Source organism: Salinispora goodfellowii (assembly GCF_059570675.1).
Window position 1 is genome coordinate 101,815 of record NZ_JCANTD010000001.1, and the last position, 24,408, is coordinate 126,222.

Below are 24,408 nucleotides of genomic sequence, written 5' to 3' on the forward strand. Positions count from 1 at the left end.
CGGGTCTCCCTACGGCGGCGTAACTTACGCCACCGTAGGTCCGATCGTCGGTACGCGCCAGTAGCGTCCCAGGGCGCGCCCCGGAACAGCACCTTCCTGCCGAAACATCCACACCCCGGCCGCACGAGCGCCGGCGGTCGCGGAAACTCAGCTCACCACCGGCCGCAGGTCCGCCGCGGGCGGCTGCCACACCTCGGCCCGCGCCGACACCTGCGCACCGGTACGGATGTCCTTGACCTCGTCGGCGCCCTCGTCCGTGCCGGGGAACCACACGTACGGGATGCCCCGCCGCTCGGCGTAGCGAATCTGCTTGCCGAACTTCGCCGCGCTCGGCGCGACCTCGGTGCAGATGCCCCGGGCCCGCAGCGCCTCGGCGACCCGGTTACTCACCGCCCGCTGCGCCTCGCTGGTCACCGCCACCACCACACAGGTGGGGACCGGGCGGGAAATACTCAGCGCCCCGGCACCGAAGAGCAGGCCGAGCAGCCGGGTCACCCCGATCGAGATGCCCACTCCCGGGAACGCGACGGCACCGGCGCTGGCCAGGTTGTCGTACCGGCCGCCGGAGCAGATCGAGCCGAAGCGCTCGTACCCGACCAGCTGCGTCTCGTAGACGGTCCCGGTGTAGTAGTCCAGGCCGCGGGCGATGCGCAGGTCGGCGACGCAGAGGCCGGGCGCGTGCTCGGCGGCGGTCTGCATCACCTGGACCAGCTCCGCGAGGCCCTCGTCGAGCAGCGGGTGACTGACCCCGAGCGCGTTCACCGCGTCGGCGAACGACGCGTCCGGCGCCGAGATCTCCGCCAGCGCCAGCACGGCCTTCGCCTGCGCCTCGGTCGCCCCGGCCGTGGCGGTCAGGAGGTCGGCCACCCGGGCCGGGCCGACCCTGTCCAGCCTGTCGACCGCGCGCAGCGCCGCCTCCGGGTCGCTGATCCCCACCCCCCGGTAGAAGCCCTCGCAGATCTTGCGGTTGTTGACCTGGATCCGCACCGGCGGAATCGGCAGCGACCGCAGCGCGTCCCCGATCACCAGCGGCATCTCGGCCTCGTGGTGCGGCGCCAACGTGTCCCGGTCAACGATGTCGATGTCCGCCTGCAGGAACTCCCGGTAGCGGCCCTCCTGCGGTCGCTCGCCCCGCCACACCTTCTGGATCTGGTAGCGGCGGAACGGGAACTGGAGCTTGCCGGCGTTCTCCAGCACGTACCGGGCGAATGGCACGGTCAGGTCGAAGTGCAGGCCAAGAGCGTCGTCGCCGGCCGGTCCGTCGGGGTCGGCCTGCAGCCGCCGGAGCAGGTAGACCTCCTTGGAGGTCTCCCCCTTGCGCAGCAACTGGTCGAGCGGCTCGACCGCGCGGGTCTCCAGTGGGGCGAACCCGTACCGCTCGAAGGTGTCCCGGATCCGCTCCAGGACGGACTGCTCGATCATCCGCTGGGCGGGCGTCCACTCCGGGAAGCCGGAGATCGGCGTGGGCTTACTCATGGTGCTCCGTTCGCGAACCCCGCGCGGTCCACGCGGGGGAAAGAGGATCCGGCGGCTACCGGCCGCGGGCAGGGGCCGCCGGTCGCGCCTGCGCGCCCGCGACCTCGAGGAGGTACGGGTTGGCGGCGCGTTCCCGGCCAATCGTCGTGGTGGGACCGTGGCCGGGCAGCACGACCGTGTCGTCCGCCAGCGGGAGGATCTTGCTCCGCAGGCTGGCGAGCATCGTCGGATGGCTGCCACCCGGCAGGTCGGTACGGCCGATCGAGCCGGCGAAGAGCACGTCACCGGAGAGGCAGAGCTCGTCTGCCTCCCAGCGGGAGCCCGCGCCGGGCAACCGGAAGAGCACCGACCCGCCGGTATGGCCCGGCGCATGGTCAACGGTGATCTCCAGCCCGGCGAGGTCGAGGGTGGCGCCGTCGGTCAGCTCGGCGACGTCCTCCGGCTCGGTGTACGGCAGCCGACCGCCGAAGAGCCCGGCCAGGTCGGCCGAGAGGCCCTTCGCCGGGTCGGCGAGGAGTTCCCGGTCGGCCGGGTGGACGTACGCGGTGACCCCACGGGCGCCGCAGACCGGCGCGACGGAGAAGGTGTGGTCGAGGTGACCGTGGGTCAACAGGACGGCGGCCGGATGCAGCCGGTGCTCGGCCAGCAGGGCGTCGAGTCGGTCGAGTACCCCGATGCCGGGATCAACCACCACACACTGCTCCCCCGGCGCCGTCGCGACCACATAGCAGTTGGTGCCGAAGGCGTCCGCGGGAAAACCGGCCACGAGCACGACGGCTCCCCTTCCCTCGAAGTGTCAGGTCGTCTGCTGAGCCTAGTCGCCGAGGAAACCAGCTCGCGCGGTGCGGCCCGGGGTGGTGGTGCGGCGAGGTCCGCGGGTCACCACCGCGCCACCTCGTACACGACAATCCCCGCCACTGGCCGTACACTCTGGCGGGCGTGTGGCATGGCACACCTGACCAACGGTCGGGCCGCCCGTCACGGAACCAGGGTAGAGGAAGGGGAGCGCGGGTGGCCTCCAGCAGGGATCGGCAGCGCAAACTGGCGCGGGCAAAACTCGACCGACAGCTGGCCCGGCGGGCCGCTCGGACCCGTCGCCGACGGCAGGTCCAGGCCGGGGTGGGCGTCGCCGTCGTCCTCGCTCTGATCGTGGCCGGCTCCGCCTGGGCACTGGGCGCCTTCGATCGGGACCCGGTCGAGAACACCGCGGCCGAGGAGATCTGCTTCTGGACCCCGGAGGACGCCACCGCCAACACCAACCTGACCGACGTCGGCACCCCGGCCACCACCGGGCTGCCGACCGAGGGGGTCCGGACGATGACGGTCGTCACGAACCAGGGCGCCCCGGTCACCGCCGAGCTGGACACCGCCGCCACCCCCTGCGCCGTCGCGAGCATCTCCCACCTGGCGGCGAACTCCTTCTACGACAACACTAAATGTCACGAAGTCACCACCGAGGGTGCGGTACGGTGCGGCGACCCGAGCGGCACCGGACTGGGCGGACCCGCCTACTCCTTCTATGACGAGAACGTGCCCACCCCGGCGGATGCCCCGGCGAGCCCGACAGCCGCGTCAGCCAGCCCGACAGCCGACCAGCCCGCGACCTACCCGAAGGGCACGGTCGCGATGGTCGGCAACCGGCCCGGCGCCAACGGAAGTCAGTTCCTGATCTTCTTCAAGGACTTCACCACCGCCGACCCGGCGTACACGGTCATTGGCCGGGTCACCGGTGGCCTGGATACGGTCGAGAAGATCGGTGCGCTACCGACCGTGGAGAATGCGGGCGGAGCGAAGGTCAAGCCGAAGGACGACGACGTGGTCATCCAGAGCCTGACGGTCACCGAGCCGGCGACACCGACCGCCACCACGTCGGCCGACCCGAGCGCCGGCTGACCGATCCCAGCCAACCCACATCGTGCAGGAGGATCCAGGCGTGACGTCCACCAATGAGCGGCAACGCGCGGCGGCCCGCGCTCGGCTCGAGAAGGAGATGGCCGAGCGGACCGCCCGGGCTCGTCGGCGTCGCCAGACCCAGGCGATCGTCGGGGCGAGCGCGGCTCTCCTCCTGGTGGTCGCCGGCACCGTCTGGCTGGTATCGAACCTCGGCGACGACTCGGCGACCGACTCGACCACCACCGCCGGCCCCACCGAGTGCGTCTTCACCGAGATCCCCGCCGACCAGCGGACCCCACAGATCAAGGATGTCGGCCTGCCGAGCACCCAGCAACCGAACACCGGCACCCAGACGCTCACCATCGACACGAACCTCGGGCAGATCACGGCCAAGGTCGACCGGTCCCAGACGCCGTGCACCAGCGCCACCTTCACCCACCTGGCCGAGCAGAACTTCTTCGACAACACCAAGTGCCACCGCCTCGTCACCGAAGGAATCAAGGTGCTCCAGTGCGGTGACCCGAGCGCGACCGGCGACGGCTGGCGGGAGACCGACGGCACCGGCGGGCCGAGCTTCCGGCTGGCCGAGGAGAACCTGCCCACGGACAAGCGGCCCCCGTACCCGGAGGGCGTTATCGCGATGGCCAACTCCGGCGCCCCCGGAAGCACCGGCAGCCAGTTCTTCATCGTCTACGGCGACTCGCCGCTCGACCCGAACTACACCGTCCTGGGCACGGTCACCGGCGGGCTGGACATCGTCAAGGAGGTCGCGGCGGCCGGCGACGACGCGGCCTACGCGCAGATGGCGGGCGGCGGACACCCGACGAAGGAGGTCACCATCACCGACCTCACGATGAGCGCGCCCCAGGGCTGACCACCCCAGCGAAAGACCGCTACGCGCCCCCGGCTTCCGGCCGGGGGCGCTCGTCGTTGTCCCGGGGCGCCCCTCCTGGTCGGGTCAGGAGCCGGAGGTGACCCGGTAGGCGTCGAAAACGCCGTCAACCTTGCGCACCGCGGCCAGCAGGTGCCCCAGATGCTTGGGGTCGGCCATCTCGAAGCTGAACCGGCTCACCGCCACCCGGTCCCGCGTGGTCGTCACGGTCGCCGAGAGGATGTTGACCCGCTCGTCGGAGAGGACCAGGCTCACGTCCGTGAGCAGCTTGTGCCGGTCGAGCGCCTCGACCTGGATGGCGACGAGGAAGGTGGACGCGCTGGTGAGCTTCCAGCCCACCTCCACGACCCGCTCCCCCTGCGCCTTGAGGTCCTCGGCGTTGGCGCAGTCGTCCCGGTGCACGCTCACGCCGCCGGAGCGGGTGACAAACCCGAACACCGAATCCGGTGGGACCGGGGTGCAGCAGCGGGCCAGCTTGATCCACACATCGCTGACGCCCCGGACCACGACACCCGGGTCGTTGCTGCTGGCCCGGCTCCGCGGCGGGCGGGTGGCCACCGCGGTCTCGGCGATGTCCTCGACCGCGCCCTCCTCACCGCCGTAGGAGGCCATCAGCTTCTGCACCACCGACTGGGCGGAGACATGGCTGTCACCGACCGCGGCATAGAGCGAGGCCACATCGGCCAGGTGGAGATCCCGGGCGATCGCCATCAGGTTGTCCGAGCTGAGCATCCGCTGCAGCGGCATGCCCTGCTTGCGCATCGCCTTGACGAGTGCGTCCTTGCCGGCCTCGATCGCCTCCTCGCGCCGCTCCTTGTTGAAGTACTGCCGGATCTTCGTGCGCGCCCGCGGGCTCTTGACGAAGCCCAGCCAGTCCTGGGTCGGGCCGGCCGTCTCCGACTTCGAGGTAAAGATCTCGATCACATCGCCGTTGGAGAGCGTCGACTCCAACGGCACCAGCTTGCCGTTGACCCGCGCCCCGATGCACTTGTGCCCCACCTCGGTGTGCACCGTGTACGCGAAGTCCACCGGCGTTGACCCCGTCGGCAGCGGAAAGACGTCGCCCTTCGGGGTGAAGACGTACACCTCCTGGCTGGACAGGTCGAAGCGCAGCGCGTCCAGGAACTCGCTCGGGTCGGCCGCCTCCCGCTGCCAGTCCAGCAGCTGCCGTAGCCAGGTCATCTCGTCGATGTGCGCCGGCGGGCCCACGACCTGGGTGCCCTTGTGCTCCTTGTACTTCCAGTGCGCGGCGATGCCGAACTCGGCGGTGCGGTGCATCGCGTACGTGCGGATCTGCATCTCCACCGGTTTGCCGGTGGGCCCGATCACCGTCGTGTGCAACGACTGGTACATGTTGAACTTCGGCATCGCGATGTAGTCCTTGAACCGGCCCGGCACCGGCTGCCAGTTCGCGTGGATCACACCCAACGCCGCGTAGCAGTCCCGCACCGTGTCGACCAGGATCCGGACACCCACCAGGTCGTAGATGTCGTTGAAGTCCCGCCCCCGCACGATCATCTTCTGGTAGATCGAGTACAGGTGCTTCGGCCGGCCGTTCACCTCCGCCCTGATCTTGGCGGACTTCAGGTCGGTGCCGACCTTCCTGGTCACCTGCCGCAGCAGCGCCTCCCGCTGCGGCTGGTGCTCCCCGATCAGCCGGTTGATCTCCTCGTACCGCTTCGGGAAGAGGGTGCCGAAGGCTAGATCCTCCAGCTCCCACTTGATCGTGTTCATACCCAGGCGATGCGCCAGCGGAGCCAGGATCTCCAGCGTCTCCTTGGACTTCTGCTCCTGCTTCGGCCGCGGCAGGAAGATCAGGGTACGCATGTTGTGTAGCCGGTCGGCCAGCTTGATGACCAGGACCCGTGGGTCCTTCGCCATGGCGACGACCATCTTGCGGATCGTCTCCGCCTTCGCCGCGTCGCCCAGCTTGACCTTGTCGAGCTTGGTCACCCCGTCCACCAGCAGCGCCACCTCGCCGCCGAAGTCGGCCCGCATCTGGTCCAGCGTGTACTCGGTGTCCTCGATCGTGTCGTGCAGCAGCGCCGCGACCAGCGTGGTGGTGTCCATGCCCAGATTGGCAAGGATGGTGGCCACCGCGAGCGGATGGGTGATGTAGGGATCGCCGGACTTACGGTACTGGCCGGAGTGCCAGCGGGCCGCCGTGTCGAAAGCGCGTTGCAACAGCCGCGCATCGGCCTTCGGGTGATTCTCCCGGTGACTTGAGATCAGCGGCTCCAGCACCTCGCTGACCTGCGACGACTGCCAGGGCGCGTTGAACCGGGCCAGCCGGGCCCGCACCCGGCGCCCGGTCGGCGCGCTGGAGAGGGCAAATCCGCCGCCGGGAGCGGTCTCAGACGCCAGATCGCCCCGCTTCGGAACGACCGCCTCCTCGTTCCCCGAGGCCGCGCCGGTGCGGGGGGCGTCGGTCGTTCCGGCACCGCTACCGGGGCCCGTCCCGGAACGGGAGCTACCACTGCGGTCGGTCACCGAGCCGTCGCCTGTCGGGTGCACCGTGTCCTCCACCGGAGGGGCGACATCGTGAGACACCGGCCTCCTCACCGCTCGCCGGGCGCGCCGGCCAGGCGGCCGACGTCTGTTTCCACCGACCGCATCGGCCGGCGTTGGGTTCAGCAACTGGCAATGCTACCCGCACCCAGCGGGGAACCGCGTTCTCACCGACCCGGGCCCCGCTGGGGCAATCCGCCCGACCAGACCGGTCAAACGGTCAGCAGGGCATGGACCGGGCGCGGCGCCAGCCGGGCGCGGCCGCCCAGGAAACCCAACTCCAGCAGGACGCTGACACCCGCCACCGTACCGCCGGCCCGCTCGACCAGGTCGAGGGTCGCCTCAGCGGTGCCGCCCGTGGCGAGGACGTCATCCACCACCAGCACCCGGTGCCCGGCCGTGAACGCGTCCTCGTGCACCTCCAGCGTGGCCGCACCGTATTCCAACGCGTACGACGCCGAGTGGGCCACCCGGGGCAGCTTGCCCGCCTTGCGTACCGGCACCACACCGACCCCGGCGGCGTAGGCGATCGCTGCCGCGACCACGAACCCGCGGGCCTCGATCCCGACCACGGTGTCGAACGAGTCCCGCCCGTGGTGGCGCACGATGCCGTCAATGATCTCGCGAAAGGTGTCCCCATCGGCAAAGAGCGGCATCAGGTCCTTGAACATCACCCCGGGCTTCGGAAAGTCCGGTACATCCAGCACCCGGCTGGCCACCAGTTCGGCCATCTCCCGGCCGCTGTCCCCCCGTACCACGGTGGTGTGGGTCTCTGTCACGCCGTTCCGCTCCCTTGTTCCGACGACGGCGTCCTTCACGCCGCTCGCGCAGCCTGAAGGACGCCGTCGCTCCGCTTCACCGGCGCGTCAGCGCCGCTTGCCGCCCGGACGGTTGCCGCCACCGGCGGCTCGCCCACCGCGCGCCCCGGTCGGCCGCCTACCCGCCGGCCGCGCCCCCACCTTCGGTGCCGCACCGGCGAGGGCCGCCGCCTCCGGGTCGACCTCCTCGTCGGCGCTCTCCGTCGGCTGCGGCGCGTTCTTCGCCGAACCCTCGCCGCGCTCCAGCGCGGCGCGGCGGGCCAGCACCCGCTTGTTGTGCGCCTGGATCCGCGGCTCCTTGTTCTTCAGCAGCACCAGCAGCGGGGTGGCCAGGGTGATCGAGGAGAAGAACGCCACCGCCATCCCGACGAACAGCACCAGGCCGAGGTCCTTCAGGGTGCCCGCGCCAAAGAAGCCGGCACCGATGAAGAGCAGGCCACCGACCGGGAGCAGCGCCACGATCGAGGTGTTCAGCGACCGCATCAGGCTCTGGTTGATCGCCAGGTTGGCCGCCTCGCCGTACGTCTGGTTGTTGTTCGCGGTGATGCCGCGGGTGTTCTCCTGGACCTTGTCGAAGACCACCACCACGTCGTAGAGGGCGAAGCCCAGGATGGTGAGGAAGCCGATCATGGTCGACGGGGTCACCTCGAAGCCGACCAGCGAGTAGATACCGGCGCTGAGGACCAGGTTCATCAGCAGGGAGCTGACCGCACCGACCGCCATCCGCCACTCGAAGCGCAGCACCAGGTAGACCATCACCAGCACGAGGAAGATCACCAGACCGAGCACCGCCCGCTCGGTGACCTGGCTACCCCAGGCCTGGCTGACCTGCTCGCCGCCGACATCGCTGACCGGGAGGCCGAACTCCTGGGCTACCGCCGCCTTGACCGCGTTGGCCTGCTCCGCGCTGAGCTGCGAGGTACGCATCTCGTAGAAGTCGTCACCGGTACCGCCGACCTTCTGCGCGGTGACCACCTCCGCTCCGCCGCCCTCAGCGGCCAACGCGGAGTTAACCGCCTCCTCGGCCTGCTCCAGGGTGCCGACGCTGGCGGGCACCTGGATCGAGTTACCGCCAGCGAACTCGATGCCGAGGTCAAACCGGAGGAACGCGAAGCTCAGCACCGAGATCAGGGCCAGCGCCCCGGCGACGCCGAACCACACCCGGCGACGACCGACAATGTCGAGACCGGCCTCACCACGGTAGAGGCGACTCGCGAGACCAGCACCGGCCATCTCAGGCCTCCTTCGAACGCGAGTTGCGGGGCTGGGCCGGCTTGGCCCGGGCCGGCAACGCCCGGCCGAGGCCGCTGACCCGCGGGGACAGGAATGCCCGGGTGCGGGCGAACATCGTCATGATCGGGTGTCGGAAGAGGAAGACCACCACCAGGTCGAGGATCGTGGCGAGGCCCAATGCGAAGGCGAAGCCCTTGACCACGCCGACCGAGACGATGTAAAGCACCACCGCGGACATCAGGGTGATCGCGTTGGCGGAGATGATCGTCCGCCGGGCGCGGATCCATGCCCGGGACACCGCGCTGCGCGGGCTGCGCCCCTCCCGAATCTCGTCCTTGAGCCGCTCGAAGTAGATGACGAAGGAGTCCGCCGCCACACCGAGTGAGACGATCATGCCGGCGATCCCGGCGAGGGTGAGGGTGAACCCGATCTGCCGGCCGAGGACCACCAACGCGCCGAAGACGAGCAGCGCGGAGAGGACGAGGCTCAGGAAGATCACGGAGCCGAGCAGCCGGTAGTAGAAGAACGAGTAGATGATCACCAGCAGCATGCCGATGCCGGCCGCGAGCAAGCCGGCCCGCAGGTGACTGGCGCCCAGGGTCGCGGTGACGTTCTGCTGTGCCTGCGGCTCGAAGGTCACCGGCAGCGCGCCGTAGCGCAGCGTGCTCGCCAGGTCGCTGGCGTCCTGCTGGGTGAAGTTGCCGGTGATCTGTGAGTTGCTGGTCAACACGCCCAGGATCTCCGGCGACGAGACAACCTCGTTGTCCAGCACGACGGCGACCCGGCAGTTGCCGCTGTCCCCGAGCGCGCTCGGGTCGCAGGCAGCGCCCTCGTTGTTGAACGCCTCCTGGGTCAGCGCGGTCCACTTCTCCTGCCCGTCGCCGGTGAAGTCCAGACTGACCACCCACTGGCTGGTCTGGTCGAGCAGGGCGTTGGCGTCGTTGATGTCGGTGCCGACGACCTTGGCCTGGTCGAGCAGGTACTTGATGCTGCCGAACTCGCAGGCGACGACCTGCTGGTCAACGGCGGAGATCGACGCCGGCGGGCGGGCGTCAAGCTGGGCACAGGTGATCTGCGGGACGGTGAACTGCACCAGGGCCGGCAGCACCGCGACCTCGCGGTCGGTCAGCGACGCGAACGGCTTGAGCTTCTCGACCAGTGACGGGTCGGTGGCCAGGTCGTTGGGCGACTGGAGCGCGTTCGCGGCCTCCCAGGCGGCCGCACCGACCTTCTGCTCGACCGCCCTGCGCTGCTCCTCAACGCTGGCCGGGACCGGGGTGGCGCTGTCACTCGCCGCCGGTGTCGCGCTGGGCGAGGCCGAGGGGGTGGCGGACGGGCTCGGCGCCGCGGCACCACCGCCCTCACCGCCGGTCGGCGAGGGCGTGACCTGGACGCTGCTCGACGGGGTCGGCGAAGCGCTGTCGGTCGCGGACGGCGAGGCGGACTCAGCTGGCGCCGCGGAACCAGACGGCGTGGCGGAGGGGGTGTCGGTCGGGCTCGGCGCCGGGTTCGCCGCCGCACCACTACCGTCGGCCACCTGGAGCACCTTCCGGAAGCGCAGCTCCGCGGCGCTGCCGACCTCGGTCAGGTCACGGTTCTCGCCGGGAAGGGAGATCACGATGTTCCGGTCGCCCTCGGTGACGACCTCGGCCTCGGCAACCCCGAAGGCGTTGACCCGGCTCTCGATGATCTGCCGGGCCTCCTCCAAGCTCTCCGCGTTCGGCGGCTGGCCGTCGACGGTGTTGGTCGCCTCCAGCGTCAGCCGGGTGCCGCCGACCAGGTCGAGACCGAGCTTGGGCTCAAGCCGGTCCTGCCAGCTACCGCTCGCGCCGCCGCCGAAGAAGACCAGAAGATAGAGGACCACGAAGATGGCCCCAAGCACGGCGAGCTGCCGCCCGGGGCGCATCTGTTTCTGAGGTGGTGCCACGGCTGTCCTGTCTCCCTGTAGGGTCACGCCGCCACGCGAGCGGCGGCTGTCGGCCGGGCGAACCGGCCGAAGCTATGTGGGGGTCGCCGCAGCGGCGCGCGGGACGCCGGCGCGGAACGCCACCACACCCTGCACCTACCGTGCGTGGCGCCTCGACCCGATTGTCAACTTTTCGTCCAACTCATGCGCTGTCCGGCCGCCGGTATGGCGGGCGGGGTGTCACTCCTTGACGGCGTCCGCGTCGTCGACCGCTGCCTCAGCGGGCTGCTCCGCCTTGGTGACGACCCGCGCGATCGCGGGACGGGCGTACCGGGTCTCCACGCCGGGAGCGACCTCCAGCAGCACCGTCTCGTCGTCCACGCCGGTGACGGTGCCGTAGAGCCCGCCAATGGTGACCACCTCGTCACCGTGCCCCAGCGAGGACTGCATGTTCGCCGCTTCCCGACGCCGCTTCTGCTGCGGGCGGATCATCATGAAGTACATGACGCCGAAGAGCAGGACGATCATGAGGATGGGCGTGAAGTTGGCGGTGCCGCCATCTTGTGCCAAAAGCACGGTGGTAAAACCTTCCCATTGGCCCTCATTCCGGCACGAGAGCACCGGGGCGAAGGCGATTTCTTACATCTGTACAGACCGCGGCGAGTCTAGTCGCTCCACCTGGGAACACCGAATGCGGCACAGATCACGTTCGCATCACGGCTGATCAGGCTCCACCGAGAACAGGTCACGCGCGGGTGGGGAGTCCGTGCCAAATGTACCATTCGGTGGCGTACGACCCAGATGGCGCCAGGCCGCCTCGGTGGCGACCCGACCCCGCGGGGTACGGGCGAGGAGACCGGCCCGCACCAGGAACGGCTCACAGACCTCCTCCACCGTGTCCGGTTGCTCCCCCACCGCCACCGCCAGCGTGGAGAGGCCGACCGGACCACCCCGAAACAGATCCACGAGCGCGGTGAGCACCGCCCGGTCCAGCCGGTCCAGCCCCAAGGCGTCCACGTCGTACACGGTGAGTGCCGCCTGCGCGGTCTCCCGGGTAACCACGCCGTCGGCCCGGACCTCGGCGAAGTCACGCACCCGGCGCAGCAGCCGGTTCGCGATCCGGGGAGTGCCCCGCGCGCGGCCGGAGATCTCGGCCGCACCGTCGGCGGTGATCGGCACACCGAGAATGCGGGCCGAACGGTTCAGCAGCGTCTCCAGATCGGCCGGGGAGTAGAAGTCCAGGTGCGCGACGAAGCCGAACCGGTCCCGCATCGGGCCGGTGAGTAACCCAGCGCGGGTGGTCGCCCCGACCAGGGTGAACGGCTCCACGTCCAGCGGGATCGCGGTCGCCCCGGGCCCCTTGCCCACCACCACGTCAACCCGGAAGTCCTCCATCGCGCTGTAGAGCAGTTCCTCCGCCGGCCGGGCGATCCGGTGCACCTCGTCGATGAAGAGCACATCCCCCTCGCCGAGACTGGTCAGAATGGCCGCCAGGTCACCGGAACGCTCGATCGCCGGGCCGCTGGTCACCCGAATGCTGGTGCCCAGCTCGGCGGCGACGATATTGGCCAGGCTGGTCTTACCCAGCCCGGGCGGGCCCGACAGGAGGATGTGATCGGGGGGGCTGCCGCGGCGTAGCGCGCCCTGGAGCAGCAGATCGAGCTGATCCCGGACCCGCTCCTGCGCGATGAACTCGGCCAGCCGGCGCGGCCGGACGCTGGCCTCCGCGTCCCGCTCGGCGTCGCTCACATACGCCGAGACCAGATTGTCGCCCGTCATCCCGACTCCTCACCCGTGACCCGGATGCGGTCGCCCGACGCACTCCGCCCACCCGTCATCGGGCCCGGCCCAGCAGTCGAATCGCCTGCCGGAGCAGGACCGGCACCGGGGGCACCTCCCCGTCCACCGTCTCCGCCACCGCGGCGACCGCCTGATCCGCCTGCGCCGCCGTCCAGCCGAGCCCGACCAGGGCCTGACGCACCTGCTCCGGCCAGTTGCCGGTCGTGACGCCGGCCGCGGCGTCGGCACCGACCGGGGCAGGACCGATCCGGTCCCGTAGCTCCAGCACGAGCCGCTCGGCGCCCTTCTTGCCGACTCCCGGCACCCGGGTCAACGCGGCGATGTCGGCGTTGGCGATAGCCGCCCGAACCGCCTCCGGCGCGTGCACCGCGAGGACGGCCTGGGCCAGTCGGGGGCCGACCCCGCTGGCCGTCTGCAAGAGCTCGAACAGGGCCTTGGCGTCGTCGTCGGCGAACCCGTAGAGGGTCAACGAATCCTCCCGGACGACCAGGCTGGTGGCGAGGCGGGCCGACTGCCCCACCCGCAGGTCGGCGATCGTGCCCGGCGCACACTGCACCGCCAGGCCCACCCCGCCGACCTCCACGACGGCGTGGTCGGGACCGGTCGCCGTCACCACCCCCCGGACACTGGCGATCATCGGCCTCCTCCTCCTCGTCGGGCCCGGTCGGCGGCGATCGCCAACTTCGAGCGGGTACCACCGCGCCACACGTGACAGATGGCCAGAGCCAGGGCGTCGGCGGCATCCGCCGGGCGGGGCGGGGCGGAGAGCCGCAGCAGCCGCGTCACCATCGCGGTCATCTGGGCCTTGTCGGCCTGACCGGAGCCGGTCACCGCCGCCTTCACCTCGCTCGGAGTGTAGGTCTGCACCGGCAGGCCGGCCCGCGCCCCGGCCAGAACCGCGACCCCGCTGGCCTGCGCCGTACCCATCACCGTGCGGACATTGTGTTGGCTGAACACCCGCTCGACAGCCACGCTGTCCGGCCGGTGCTCGGCCACCAGGGCGGTGAGCGAACGGTCCAGGGTCAGCAGGCGCAGCGGCAACTCGTCATCGGGGTCCGTGTGGACGACGTGGTAGGCCACCAACGTGCAGGGACGCCCCGGCACGCCCTCGACCACGCCGACCCCGCACCGGGTCAGCCCCGGGTCAACGCCGAGCACCCGCACGCCGCCTCCTCCCCGACCGCCAGCAGTACGTGTGTTCGACACCCTATCGAGATCGTCGGAGCCGCAGCCGACGGGACACGCCGGAGCCCGACGGCGGTGCGGACGCCGAGCCCGACGGCGGTGCCGGCACCGCCGGGATCCGCCCGATGTCGACTGCGACCACACAGCACCGACGACGAGTATGTGCCGCTACCCCATGTGCGCCTGACCGTACAGGTCGTAGTTTCATCCGCCATGACGGCAGATCCGAGGACGACCCCCCACGTCGTACAGGTCGATCTCACCGGCCGGACCGCCCTGGTTACCGGGGGTGGCAGCGGCATCGGGCGGACGTGCGCGCGCCGACTCGGCGCCGCCGGCGCCGCCGTGGTGGTGGTGGACCGGGACCTCACCGCCGCCCGGACAGTCGCCGCCGAGGTGGGCGGCCGGGCCGTCGGCGCCGACCTGGCGGACCCGGAGACGGTCAACCGCCTCGACACCAAGGTCGACATCGTGGTCAACAACGCCGGGCTCCAACACGTCGCCCCGGTCCCGGAGTTCGCCGTGGAACGCTTCGAATACCTACACCGGGTGATGGTCGAAGCCCCGTTCCTGGTCATCCGCCGGGCCCTGCCGCACATGTACGCCGCCGGCTGGGGACGCATCGTCAACATCTCCTCGGTGCACGGGCTGCGCGCCTCGCCGTACAAGGCGGCGTACGTCTCGGCGAAGCACGCGTTGGAGGGCCTGTCCAAGGTAGTCGCCTTGGAGGGGGCCGCGCACGGTGTGACCGCCAACTGCGTCAACCCGGCGTACGTGCGTACCGCGCTGGTGCAGCGCCAGATCGCCGACCAGGCCGCCCGCCACGGCATCCCGGAGTCCGAGGTCGTCGAGAAGATCATGCTGGGCCGGGCGGCCATCAAGCGGCTGCTCGAACCGGAGGAGGTGGCCGAGTTGGTGGCGTACCTGTGCTCACCACCGGCGGCGTTCATCACCGGCGCGTCCATCGCTGTCGATGGGGGGTGGACGGCGAACTAGGGTAACCCCCCACAATGGCCCTCATGTCCTCGCCGGTGGAGTTCCTGGAACTACTCGCCCGCGAAGCCGCGGCGGTGGAGTTCGAGGGCCCGTTGGTGGCCGCGCGCACCACCGGCGCGCCCCCGGAGCGGCTGGCCGAGCTGGAACGGGCCAAGACGGTCGCGTTGCGGGTACGGGCGCTGCTGGAACGACGGCGACGCCGGGAAAGTGAGCTCTCCGGGCTGTACGACACCGTCAGCGACCTGGCCGGGCTCCGCGATCTGGACGACGTGCTGCGGGCGATCGCGCGCCGGGCCCGGAACCTACTCGACACCGATGTCGCGTACATGACGCTCAACGACGACACGCACGGCGACACCTACATGCGGGTCACCGACGGCTCGGTGTCGGCTCGATTCCAACGGCTGCGGCTGCCGATGGGCGCCGGCCTCGGTGGTCTGGTCGCCCAGTCCGGCGCCCCCTACGTCACCGCGAACTATCCGGCGGACGACCGGTTCCACCACACCCGGGAGATCGATGCCGGCGTCAGCGAGGAGGGCCTGGTGGCGATCCTCGGCGTGCCGCTGCGGCTGGGCTCGATCTCGATCGGCGTGCTCTACGCGGCCAACCGCTCGGCGCGCCCGTTCGCCCGGGAGGAGGTGGCCCTGCTGGCGTCGCTGGCCGCGCACGCCGCCGTCGCGATCGACACCGCTCGGCTGCTCACCGAGACCCGCTCCGCGTTGGCGGAACTGTCGGCGGCCAACACCACCATCGGGGCGCACAGCGCGTCGGTGGAGCGCGCGGCGGCGGCCCACGACCGGATGACCGCGCTGGTGCTCCGCGGCGGCGGAGTGGAGGAGGTCGCCGCCGCCGTACCGGAGGTCCTGGGCGGGGCGCTACTGGCCCTGGACGCCGAGGGCCGGCTCCTGGCCCGGGTCGGTGAGATCGACGAACCGAGGCGGGCGGAGATCGTGGCGGCGGTGGCCGCGTCCCGGGCCGCCGGGCGCAGCGTGCGTCGCGGCCCACTCTGGTACGCCGCCGTGGTCGCCGGCGCCGAGAATCTGGGGGCGTTGGTGCTTCGCCCGGACGACGATTTGGTCGACGCCGACCAGCAGATCCTGGAGCGGGCCGCGCTGGTCACCGCGCTGCTGCTGTTGTTTCGGCGGACGGTCGCCGAGGCGGAGGGGCGGGTCCGCGGTGAACTCCTCGACGACCTGATCGCCGACCCGCCGCGGGACGCCGACGCGCTCCGTGCCCGGGCCCGCCGACTCGACGTGGACGTGGACACCGCGCAGCTGCTGGTCTGCGTGCACGACGGCGCGGTCGCCGCGACGGACTCGGCCCGACAACGGGCCCTCTCCTGGGCCAGCACCTACGCCGGCACCCGCGGCGGGCTGGCCGCGGCCCGGCACGGGAAGGTGGTGCTGATGCTGCCCGGCTCGGACGCGGGCGCCGCCGCCCGCGCCGTGGCGCGGGACCTGTCCCGGCTGACCGGCCGTCGGGTGACCGCCGGCGGCGCTGGTCCCGCCACCGGTCCGGCTGCGCTGGCAGCGGCGTTCCGCGAGGCGGAGCGCTGCCTGACCGCACTTGGCGCGCTCGGGCGGGCCGGGCAGGGCGCCAGTGCCGACGAGCTGGGCTTCGTCGGTCTGCTGCTGGGCGCGGTCGAAATCGGCGGCGACCGCGATGTCTCCCGGTTCCTGGCAGCCACCGTGGGGCCCGTGCTCGACTACGATGCCCGTCGGGGCACCGCCCTGGTGCGGACCCTGGAGGCGTACTTCGGGGCGGGAAGCAGCCTGACCCGCGCCGCGGAGCAGCTCCACGTGCACGTCAACACGGTCACCCAACGGCTGGAGCGGGTCGGTCACCTCCTCGGCGTCGACTGGCAGCAGCCGGAGCGCGTGCTCGAGGTGCAGCTCGCGCTCCGGCTGCACCGTCTCCGCCAACCGTCCGGCTGAGACTGCCCGGCTGAGCCCCGTCCGGCTGAGGCTGCCCGGCTGAGCCCCGTCCAGTTGAGTCCCGCCCGGTTGGGTCCGCGCGCGCCGGGTGGCCGGGCGTCAGTCCTGCCGCCCCCACCAGCGCCGGGCCAACGCGGACGCGGTGCCCCAGATACCCCGCCGGAACAGCAGCACCACCACGACGAAGATGCCGCCGGTGACCAGCCCGATCGCCTCGAAGCCGGAGAACGACAGCCAGTCCTCCAGGCGGACCAGGATGCCGGCGCCGAGCACCCCACCCCAGAGGGTGCCGATGCCGCCGAGGACCACCACGATCACCGCCTTGCCGGAGGTGGTCCAGTGCAGGACCTCCAGCGAGACGAAGCGGTGACTGACGGCGAAGAGCCCACCGCCGAGACCGGCGACGAAGCCGGAGAGCACAAAGACGGTGAGCTTGTACCGGTGCACCGGGTAGCCGAGCGCACGGGCGCGCGCCGGGTTGTCCCGGATCCCGACCAGCACCCGACCGAACGGCGAGTGGACGATCCGCCACGCGCCGGCCAGACCGAGCAGCACGATCGGCAGGATCGCGTAGTAGAAGTAGTAGTCGTCGGTCAGATCCAGCCCGAACAGCTCCCGCGGCACCCCCTGCAGGCCGTTCTCGCCCTGGGTCACCGACCGCCACTCGTTGGCGACGTAGTAGACCAGCTGCGCGAAAGCCAGGGTGACCATGGCGAAGTAGATTCCGGTTCGCCGTACCGCCAGGTAGCCGATCGGCACCGCGAGCACCGCCGCGGCGAGCGCCCCGGCCAGCACCGCGGCCGGAAACGGCAGGCCCAGGTGGATCGCCACCAGACCGGTCACGTATGCCGACACGCCCCAGAAGGCCGCGTGCCCGAAGGACAGCAAGCCGGTGAAGCCGAGCAACAGGTCCACCGCGACGGCGAACAGCGCCCAGCAGAGGATGTCCACCGCCACCGCCGGGTACAGGCCGTTCGGTAGCCAGAGCGCCACCGCCAGGCCGGCGCCGAGCAGCGCGTACCGGGCCCAACCGGGGGCCCGGGCCGCCGCGGCCAGCCCGCTGGGCGCCCCCCGGCCGGCCGGCTCGGACCTGCTCTCCACGGTGTTCGTCATGCTGGCGCCTCCGCCCGGCCGAAGAGTCCGGCCGGGCGCCAGAGCAGCACGGCGGCCATCACGATGAAGACGATCGTCTGGGACACGATCGGGAAGGCGGAGAGGTACGCCTCGGCCCACGCCTGCACCATCCCGATCCCGAAGCCCGCGGCGACCGAGCCGAAGATCGACCCCAGCCCACCGATCACCACCACCGCAAACACCACGATGATCAGGTCCGCTCCCATCAGCGGGTTGACCGCGCGCATCGGCGCGGCGAGCACCCCGGCCAGCCCGGCCAGCGCGATACCGAAGCCGAAGACCGGGGTGATCCACCGCCCGACGTTGATGCCGAGCGCCCGGGTCAGCTCCGGCCGCTCCGTCGCGGCCCGAACGACCATGCCGACCCGGGTACGGGCCAGCGCCCACCACACCCCGACACAGACCGCCACCGCGAACCCGAGGATGAAGACCCGGTACGTCGGGAAGTCGAAGAGCCCGAAGTCGACCGAGCCGCGGAGCCCGGCCGGCGCCTCGTACGGGCTGGACTGCACCCCGTACCGGAGCTTCACCAGGTCCTGCAGGATCAGCGTGAGGCCGAAGGTGAGCAGGAAGTTGTAGAGCGGGTCGAGTCGGGTGAGCCGGTGGATGAACGCCCGCTCGAGCGCCATGCCGAGCAGCGCCAGGGCCAGCGGCACGACCACCAGGGCGACCCAGAACGGTACTCCCGCCTCGGCCAGCAGCACGTACCCGCCGAAGGCGCCGAGCATGTAGAAGGCGCCGTGGGCGAAGTTCACCACCCGCAGCATCCCGAAGATGACCGCGAGGCCGAGCGCGAGCAGGGCGTAGAACGCCCCGCTGACCAGCCCGTTGAAGGTGCTCTGGAGAAAAGCGGTCACAGCGTGCAGTCCGGGGACGGGGCTCGGAACGCCTCCTCGGCCGGGATGGTGTCGAGGATCCGCACGTAGTCCCACTCCTCGGTGACCTCGGACTGCGGCTTCACCTGGGCCAGGTAGGCGTCATGGATCACCCGGTGGTCCGCGGCCCGGATCTTGCCGTTGCGCAGGAAGACGTCGTTGACCTCCTTGCCCTCCAGCTCTGCGACGATCGTGTCGGCGTCGTCGGTGCCGGCCGCCTGTACCGCCTCCAGGTACTGGGTGGCGGCGGAGTAGTTCGCCGCGTGCGCGAACGACGGCCGGGTCCCCGTCGCCTGCTGGAAGCGGTCGGCGAACTCCCGGTTCTGCTGGTCGAAGTTCCAGTACCAGGCGTCGGTGTAGGTGGTGCCGGCCAGCGCCGCCGGGGTGAGCGAATGAATGTCGGTGATGAACATCAGGCCGACGGCCAGACCCACGCCCTTGTCGCGCAGCTCGAACTCGTTGTACTGCTTCACCACGTTGACCAGCTCCGCGCCGGCCTGCATGGTGCCGAGGACGTCCGGCTTCGGGTCCAGCGTCGCCGCCTTGAGTAGATAGGTGGAGTAGTCGCCGCTGGTGTTCGGGAACGGCGCCCCGTCCTTGCCGACCACCCGCCCACCGGCGTCGGCGATGGCCGCGGAGAAGCTCTTCTCCATGTCCTGGCCGAAGGCGTAGTTCGGGTAGAGGATGTACCAGTTCCGGCCGACCTGCTCGGTGGTGGTCCGGCCCGTGCCGTTGGCCAGCATGTACGTGTCGTACGCATAGTGGAAGGTGTATTTGTTGCAGCTCTTGCCGGTGAGGTCGGTGGTCGCCGCGCTGATGTTGAAGTAGAGCCGGCGCTTCTCCTTCGCCACGTCGGCGACCCGCAGTGCCGCCGACGAGGTGGGCACATCCAGGATCAGGTCGACCCCCTGCCGGTCGTACATCTCCTGGGCCTTGCTGTTCGCCAGGTCCGGCTTGTTCTGGTGGTCGGCGCTGCGCACGCTGATGTCCGTGGTGACCGCCCGGTCGCCGTACCTCGCCCGGAAGTCGGCGATCGCCAGCTCCACGGCCGTGACCGAGTTTCGGCCCGACAGCTCGGAGTAGGCGCCGGACTGGTCGTTGAGGACACCCAGCACGATCGCGCCACCGGTCACCTTCTCGTCCCCATCAGACTGGGGACCCCCACCACCGCAGCCGGCGACCACGAGCGCCGTGGCCGTTGCCGCCGCAACCACACCCACCGTCCTACGCATGACCATCCCTTCGTCCGCGCACCGCGCGGGATCGGTCCTGAGCTACTCAGATGCCGAGGTAGGACAACAGTTCACGTTCCCGCGACCGCACCTCGGAGTTCTCCATCGCCGCTGTGACGCACCCCTCGGCCAGCAGGTAGTGCCGGTCGGCGACGCTGGTGGCGAAGCGCAGGTTCTGCTCCACCAGCAGCACCGTCACCCCGTGCCGTTTGGCTTCCCGCAGCAGGTCACCGACCTGCTGCACGAGCAGCGGCGCCAGCCCTTCGGTCGGTTCGTCGCAGAGCAGCATGCGGGCGCCCATCCGCAGGACCCGGGCCAGCGCCAGCATCTGTTGCTCGCCGCCGGAGAGCGTCGTGGCGGCCGAGTCGCGCCGCTGGTAGAGGGCGGGGAACGCCTCGTACACCCGCTCCAACGACCACGGGTCCGGCCCGACGGTGGGCGGCAGGGTCAGGTTCTCCGTCACGGTCAAGGTCGCGTAGCTACCCCGGTCGTCGGGGACCCAGCCGAGTCCCAGCCGGGCGCGCCGGTCCGCCGGCAGGTTGCCGAGCTCTGTCCCGCTCAGCTCGACGGTGCCCCGCCAGCCGGTGTGCAGGCCCATGACGCAGCGCAGCAGGGTGGACTTGCCGGCGCCGTTGCGGCCCACCAGGGTGACCACCTCCCCGGGGCGCACGTGGAGACCGGCGTCCCGCAGCACCCGTGCCTCGCCGTACCAGGCGGAGAGGTTCTCAATGCGCAGCATCGGCCGCTCCCAGATAGGCGGTGATCACCCGTTCGTCGGTACGGACCTGCTCGTACGGGCCCTCGACGAGGACCCGGCCGGCCTGCAGGACGGTGACGGTGTCGGCGAGCCGCCCGACGACGCTCATGTTGTGCTCGACCAGCACCACGGTTCGGCCCTGCCGAACCTGGGCGATCAACTCGACGGTGCGGTCGACGTCCTCCAGCCCCATGCCCGCGGTCGGCTCGTCCAGCAGCAGCACCGTCGGGTCCAGGGCGAGGGCGATCGCCAGCTCCAGGGCGCGCTTGCGGCCGTACGCGAGCGCCTCGGCGGGAACCGCCGCCTGCTCGGCCAGGCCGACCAGCTCCAGCAGCTCGTCGGCCCGGTCGGTGTAGCGCCGCATCAGCTTCACCGACCGCCAGAACCGCCAGCCCAGCCCGCTCGGACTCTGCAACGCCAACTCGACATGCTCGCGGGTGGACAGCTGCGGAAAGAGGCTGGTGATCTGAAAGGACCGGGCGATGCCCCGGCGGGCGACCTGCTCCGCCGGCAGGCTGGTGATGTCCCGTCCCGCCAGCTCGATCCGGCCACCGGTGGGCGGCAGGAAGCCGGTGAGCAGGTTGAACAGGGTTGTCTTGCCGGCACCGTTCGGGCCGACGAGCGCATGCACACTGCCCTCGGCGACCGCCAGGTCAACGCCGTCGACGGCGCGGAAGCCCCGGAAGTCGCGGATCAGCCCGTGGGCCGACAGGAGCCCTTGCCCGGCCATCGCCACCCCTCTCCCCGGCCTGGCGACGGACAAAGTCGGTGACTGCGGTCACAGGTCCGTCGGGTGTGCAGGAAACCTACGGCCGTAGATCGAAGAGAGGCTATGTTGCCAGACACCACATTCCTACACCCGGATGCGTGGCCGGACTACGCCCCCGGAGCGCGCGGTCCCGGGGACGGTCGGACGACGCCCCCGAACGCCGCTTCCGGGGGGTCGTCCGGAACGCGGGGTTCGGGGCCTCGTCAGCGCGGACTTGGTCCATTGTGGGAGGTCGAGGCAGTAGAGGTCATGCATCGCCTCGTACATGTGCCCGGCGAGGTAGCCAGCGAGTGACGCGGTTGGTCCCTCGTACTCGGCCTGCAACAGCAGGCGGGCTTCGGCGCAGGGCCACTGTTGACCACCCACCCACCCTGGCCTCAGCGACCTCGACGCCCACCAGGCCGGCCCGGCCGACCTGGCCGCAGCGATCCGCGGGCACCGGGTAACACCGCCCGCGGGCCGCAGCGCTTCGACTCGCCTATTGACGCCGTCGGGCAGCCTCTTCGACCGGCTACCCGACGACACCAGGTGCTATCCGGGCCACGGGGCAGGACTCGACGTTGGGATGGAAACGTCCGTCACTCGACCAGTGACGGTCGAGGGGCTGGTGGTAGCCGTCAGCCAACGAAGTGTCACCCTGAAACAGGGTGCCGTACAGTGCAGACGATCGTCACGGCGCGCAGCCGGCGAACTCCGGGCTTGCCGGGGTACCGGTGGACGGGCCGAAGAACAGCAGGGCGCAGTCGCCGAAGAAGTCGGGGTTCTCCTCGGGGATCCAGTGTCCGGAGTCAGGGGCGAGCACCGTCCGCACATCGTCGGCGACCTGCTGGAAGGACTCGGCTACGAGCGACCCGAAGACATGCTCAGCGCCCATCGCCATCACCGGTATCTCGAGCCGCTTCGACTCGGCGTGCTCCTGATAGTCGGCGGCGTCGGTCACGAATGCCCGATAGTACTCGTAGCCGGCCGAACGCTTGTCCGGGTTCTTGTAGGCCCTGAAGTAGACATCCTGTGCAATCAGCTCAGGGTGCTGGGCCTGCTCGAAGAGCATGCCCAAATAGGTTGAGACTTCATTGTTGTCCATGATGGTCTCGGGGATCGGTGCCGGCGAGGCGTTGAACAGCAAGTGCCAGCTGATGCCGTACAGGTCTTCCAGTCCGAAGCCCGGCAGCGGGCTCTCCACGACACCGATGCGGGTGACCTCCGTGGGATAGTCACGCGCATAGTTGAAGGCCACCATCGCCCCAAGGTCGTGCCCGAGCAGCGCCACCTGGGTATAGCCAAGATTGTTGACCGCCTGACGGACAAGGCGTGCCGTGGTGGCCTTGTCGTATCCGGCCGTTGTGGGGTCAGAGCCGCCGAGCCCTGGCAGATCCAGGGTAATCACCGTGTGCTGCTCGGCCAGGGCGGGGATCACCGGCTGCCACGACCACGAGGTCTGGGGCCAGCCGTGCAGCAGCACCAGCGGCGAACCAGAACCCGTTATGGTGTACCGCAACGTGCCACCTTCCACAGGGACATCACCCCGCCGGTCAGCACCGCCGCTGACTGTCGTCACGGCCGGTTCCGCCTCGGCGGCTGACACCGCAGCGGTAGCGCTCGCCCCCATGGTGACCAGAAGCCCCGCGGTGACCGCGGCGGAGGCAGCGGCTCGTCGTGCGCGACCACGAGGTCGGTACGACACGAGGCCTGCAACAGCACGTAATGCTCGCACATGCATAGACACATCACTTCCCTGGTCGGGAACCGCTCATACGGCTCGTGAGTCGTCGCTGCCCTGTGGTAGCCGTGGACCCGGCCCCGGACATCGGGCAGACCCACTATTTATACAGTCCCGCTCCATTTTGCTGTAGTGGGCGAAGGCGACGCGCACGGCCCCGGCGCGGACGCGTCGGGGCGGTCAGCCGGTCAGCGCGTCAAGCGCCCGGTCAACGTCGTCCTCGCTGGAGTAGAGGTGGAACGAGACCCGGACCCGGCCGGCGCGTACCGCCGCCCGTAGGCCGGCGCGCTCCAGCCGCGACTGTGCCTCCGGCACCTCGGCGGTGGTGATCGCGCTGTCGCCGGGCGCCAGCCCCAGGCCGGCGCGGAATCGGTTGGCCAGCGCCACGTTGTGCGCGTGGATCGCCGGCATCCCCACCTGCAGCAACAGTTCCAGGGCGGGGGCCGCACCGATGTAGCTGAACCAGGCCGGCGAGATGTCGAAGCGACGAGCGCTGTCGGCGAGGCGCAGCGGCGGACCGTAGTAGGAGTCGTGTGGGTCGGCTCCGGCGTACCAGCAGGCGGCGTCGGGGCGCATCCGGTCCCGCAGCTCGGGCGCGTAATAGGCCAGGGCCGTCCCCCGCGGGGCCAGCAGCCACTTGTACGCGGCGACAACGACCACGTCCGCGAGCGCGGAGTCGAACGGCAGCCAACCGCAGGCCTGGGTGGCGTCAACCGCCACCAGGGCGTCGTGGGCCCGGGCCGCGGCGACGATGTCCGCGTACCGGGCCACCGCGCCGTCGGCGGACTGCACCAGGCTGAACGCGACCAGGTCGGTGTCGGCGTCGATCGCGTCCACGAGACCCGCCAGCGGAACGGTCCGCACCCGGACGCCCCGCTGCTCCTGGGCCAGCCAGGGAAAGAGGTTGGAGGTGAACTCGACCTCGGGGACCACCACGGTCGCGCCCGCCGGCAACGCCGCGGCCACCGGCGCGAGCAGCTGCGACGCCGCACTGCCGATCGCGACATCCCGTTCGGGGACCCCGACCAGGCGCGCGAACGCCGCCCGGGTACGCGTCGTCGCCTCGTCCCAGCCCGCCCACGTCGCCCCCACGTTCCCCGTGCGCCAGCCGGCGAGCGCCTCCTGCAACGCCGCCCACGCCGGGTCGGGCGGCAGCCCGTAGGAGGCGGTGTTCAGCCAGCCCTCATGGGGCTGCCACAGCTGCTGTGCCTGCTTGATCTCCATGGCACCGACGCTAGCGACCGGACCCGTCGCCGCGGAGGACCAATTCGGCGCGGGCG

Annotated in this window: 21 protein-coding genes; 4 read left to right on the top strand and 17 right to left on the bottom strand. The window is 70.7% G+C overall.

Features of this window, described 5'->3' with window-relative positions; all coding sequences use genetic code 11:
- Positions 1–147: 147 nt before the first annotated feature.
- Both hisS and T398_RS00505 read right to left on the bottom strand, forming a co-directional pair.
- Positions 148–1,476, bottom strand: coding sequence for a histidine--tRNA ligase (gene hisS / locus T398_RS00500; protein WP_496443381.1), 1,329 nt, complete (start codon positions 1,474–1,476; stop codon positions 148–150).
- Between the two features lie 55 nt (positions 1,477–1,531).
- On the bottom strand, positions 1,532–2,248 hold the full coding sequence (locus tag T398_RS00505) for an MBL fold metallo-hydrolase (protein ID WP_496443383.1): 717 nt from the start codon (positions 2,246–2,248) through the stop codon (positions 1,532–1,534).
- Between the two features lie 239 nt (positions 2,249–2,487).
- Here T398_RS00505 and T398_RS00510 point away from each other — a divergent pair, with 239 nt between their 5' ends.
- The gene (locus T398_RS00510) at positions 2,488–3,369 is read left to right on the top strand and encodes a peptidylprolyl isomerase (RefSeq protein ID WP_496443385.1); all 882 of its coding nucleotides are present in this window, start codon (positions 2,488–2,490) and stop codon (positions 3,367–3,369) included.
- Between the two features lie 40 nt (positions 3,370–3,409).
- Positions 3,410–4,243, top strand: coding sequence for a peptidylprolyl isomerase (locus tag T398_RS00515; RefSeq protein WP_496443387.1), 834 nt, complete (start codon positions 3,410–3,412; stop codon positions 4,241–4,243).
- A gap of 84 nt (positions 4,244–4,327) precedes the next feature.
- Here T398_RS00515 and T398_RS00520 read toward each other — a convergent pair whose 3' ends face one another.
- The 8 genes from T398_RS00520 to ruvC all read right to left on the bottom strand — a co-directional run bounded on the left by T398_RS00520 (position 4,328) and on the right by ruvC (position 13,690).
- Positions 4,328–6,787, bottom strand: a complete 2,460-nt coding sequence (locus T398_RS00520; RefSeq protein ID WP_496444033.1) for a RelA/SpoT family protein — start codon at positions 6,785–6,787, stop codon at positions 4,328–4,330.
- A gap of 194 nt (positions 6,788–6,981) precedes the next feature.
- On the bottom strand, positions 6,982–7,548 hold the full coding sequence (locus T398_RS00525; RefSeq protein ID WP_496443389.1) for an adenine phosphoribosyltransferase: 567 nt from the start codon (positions 7,546–7,548) through the stop codon (positions 6,982–6,984).
- Between the two features lie 87 nt (positions 7,549–7,635).
- Positions 7,636–8,820, bottom strand: a complete 1,185-nt coding sequence (gene secF / locus T398_RS00530; protein WP_496443391.1) for a protein translocase subunit SecF — start codon at positions 8,818–8,820, stop codon at positions 7,636–7,638.
- Between the two features lies 1 nt (position 8,821).
- Positions 8,822–10,726, bottom strand: a complete 1,905-nt coding sequence (gene secD, locus T398_RS00535; RefSeq protein WP_496444035.1) for a protein translocase subunit SecD — start codon at positions 10,724–10,726, stop codon at positions 8,822–8,824.
- A 240-nt stretch (positions 10,727–10,966) separates the two neighbouring features.
- A complete protein-coding gene (gene yajC, locus T398_RS00540; RefSeq protein ID WP_496443393.1) occupies positions 10,967–11,302 on the bottom strand; it encodes a preprotein translocase subunit YajC in 336 nt (111 codons plus the stop codon).
- A gap of 138 nt (positions 11,303–11,440) precedes the next feature.
- On the bottom strand, positions 11,441–12,505 hold the full coding sequence (gene ruvB / locus T398_RS00545; RefSeq protein WP_496443395.1) for a Holliday junction branch migration DNA helicase RuvB: 1,065 nt from the start codon (positions 12,503–12,505) through the stop codon (positions 11,441–11,443).
- Positions 12,506–12,560: 55 nt separating this feature from the next.
- Positions 12,561–13,163: a Holliday junction branch migration protein RuvA gene (gene ruvA, locus T398_RS00550; protein WP_496443397.1), complete on the bottom strand. Its 603-nt coding sequence runs from the start codon at positions 13,161–13,163 to the stop codon at positions 12,561–12,563.
- Positions 13,160–13,690 carry a crossover junction endodeoxyribonuclease RuvC gene (gene ruvC / locus T398_RS00555; RefSeq protein WP_018220215.1) on the bottom strand — a complete coding sequence of 177 codons (531 nt, stop codon included), beginning with the start codon at positions 13,688–13,690 and terminating at the stop codon, positions 13,160–13,162. The genes ruvA and ruvC overlap by 4 nt, the downstream gene beginning before the upstream one ends.
- A gap of 234 nt (positions 13,691–13,924) precedes the next feature.
- Between ruvC and T398_RS00560 the strand changes: the two genes are divergently transcribed.
- Positions 13,925–14,707 (top strand): 3-hydroxybutyrate dehydrogenase, encoded by a 783-nt coding sequence (locus T398_RS00560; RefSeq protein ID WP_496443400.1) that lies wholly within the window; start codon positions 13,925–13,927, stop codon positions 14,705–14,707.
- A 14-nt stretch (positions 14,708–14,721) separates the two neighbouring features.
- Positions 14,722–16,641 carry a helix-turn-helix domain-containing protein gene (locus tag T398_RS00565; RefSeq protein WP_496443402.1) on the top strand — a complete coding sequence of 640 codons (1,920 nt, stop codon included), beginning with the start codon at positions 14,722–14,724 and terminating at the stop codon, positions 16,639–16,641.
- A gap of 99 nt (positions 16,642–16,740) precedes the next feature.
- Here the strand turns inward: T398_RS00565 and T398_RS00570 are convergent, their stop codons facing one another.
- The 7 genes from T398_RS00570 to T398_RS00600 all read right to left on the bottom strand — a co-directional run bounded on the left by T398_RS00570 (position 16,741) and on the right by T398_RS00600 (position 24,352).
- Complete coding sequence (locus tag T398_RS00570) at positions 16,741–17,754, bottom strand: branched-chain amino acid ABC transporter permease (RefSeq protein WP_496443404.1); 1,014 nt, start codon at positions 17,752–17,754, stop codon at positions 16,741–16,743.
- Positions 17,751–18,632, bottom strand: coding sequence for a branched-chain amino acid ABC transporter permease (locus tag T398_RS00575; protein ID WP_496443406.1), 882 nt, complete (start codon positions 18,630–18,632; stop codon positions 17,751–17,753). Before T398_RS00575 ends, T398_RS00570 begins: the two co-directional genes overlap by 4 nt.
- A complete protein-coding gene (locus tag T398_RS00580; RefSeq protein WP_496443408.1) occupies positions 18,629–19,888 on the bottom strand; it encodes an ABC transporter substrate-binding protein in 1,260 nt (419 codons plus the stop codon). The genes T398_RS00575 and T398_RS00580 overlap by 4 nt, the downstream gene beginning before the upstream one ends.
- Positions 19,889–19,928: 40 nt before the next feature.
- A complete protein-coding gene (locus T398_RS00585) occupies positions 19,929–20,621 on the bottom strand; it encodes an ABC transporter ATP-binding protein (RefSeq protein ID WP_496443410.1) in 693 nt (230 codons plus the stop codon).
- Positions 20,608–21,369: an ABC transporter ATP-binding protein gene (locus T398_RS00590; RefSeq protein WP_496443412.1), complete on the bottom strand. Its 762-nt coding sequence runs from the start codon at positions 21,367–21,369 to the stop codon at positions 20,608–20,610. Before T398_RS00590 ends, T398_RS00585 begins: the two co-directional genes overlap by 14 nt.
- A 709-nt stretch (positions 21,370–22,078) precedes the next feature.
- A complete protein-coding gene (locus T398_RS00595) occupies positions 22,079–22,966 on the bottom strand; it encodes an alpha/beta fold hydrolase (RefSeq protein ID WP_496443414.1) in 888 nt (295 codons plus the stop codon).
- Positions 22,967–23,308: 342 nt separating this feature from the next.
- A complete protein-coding gene (locus T398_RS00600) occupies positions 23,309–24,352 on the bottom strand; it encodes an aminotransferase class V-fold PLP-dependent enzyme (protein ID WP_496443416.1) in 1,044 nt (347 codons plus the stop codon).
- Positions 24,353–24,408: the final 56 nt, after the last annotated feature.

Bases quoted from the DNA above. Each gene is read 5' to 3' on its own strand.
- T398_RS00600 (WP_496443416.1), bottom strand. From the start codon at position 24,352: ATGGAGATCAAGCAGGCACAGCAGCTGTGGCAGCCCCATGAGGGCTGG.
- T398_RS00570 (WP_496443404.1), bottom strand. From the start codon at position 17,754: ATGACGAACACCGTGGAGAGCAGGTCCGAGCCGGCCGGCCGGGGGGCG.
- secF (WP_496443391.1), bottom strand. From the start codon at position 8,820: ATGGCCGGTGCTGGTCTCGCGAGTCGCCTCTACCGTGGTGAGGCCGGT.
- ruvA (WP_496443397.1), bottom strand. From the start codon at position 13,163: ATGATCGCCAGTGTCCGGGGGGTGGTGACGGCGACCGGTCCCGACCAC.
- hisS (WP_496443381.1), bottom strand. From the start codon at position 1,476: ATGAGTAAGCCCACGCCGATCTCCGGCTTCCCGGAGTGGACGCCCGCC.
- T398_RS00560 (WP_496443400.1), top strand. From the start codon at position 13,925: ATGACGGCAGATCCGAGGACGACCCCCCACGTCGTACAGGTCGATCTC.
- T398_RS00580 (WP_496443408.1), bottom strand. From the start codon at position 19,888: ATGGTCATGCGTAGGACGGTGGGTGTGGTTGCGGCGGCAACGGCCACG.
- ruvB (WP_496443395.1), bottom strand. From the start codon at position 12,505: ATGACGGGCGACAATCTGGTCTCGGCGTATGTGAGCGACGCCGAGCGG.
- T398_RS00585 (WP_496443410.1), bottom strand. From the start codon at position 20,621: ATGCTGCGCATTGAGAACCTCTCCGCCTGGTACGGCGAGGCACGGGTG.
- T398_RS00590 (WP_496443412.1), bottom strand. From the start codon at position 21,369: ATGGCCGGGCAAGGGCTCCTGTCGGCCCACGGGCTGATCCGCGACTTC.
- T398_RS00565 (WP_496443402.1), top strand. From the start codon at position 14,722: ATGGCCCTCATGTCCTCGCCGGTGGAGTTCCTGGAACTACTCGCCCGC.
- secD (WP_496444035.1), bottom strand. From the start codon at position 10,726: ATGCGCCCCGGGCGGCAGCTCGCCGTGCTTGGGGCCATCTTCGTGGTC.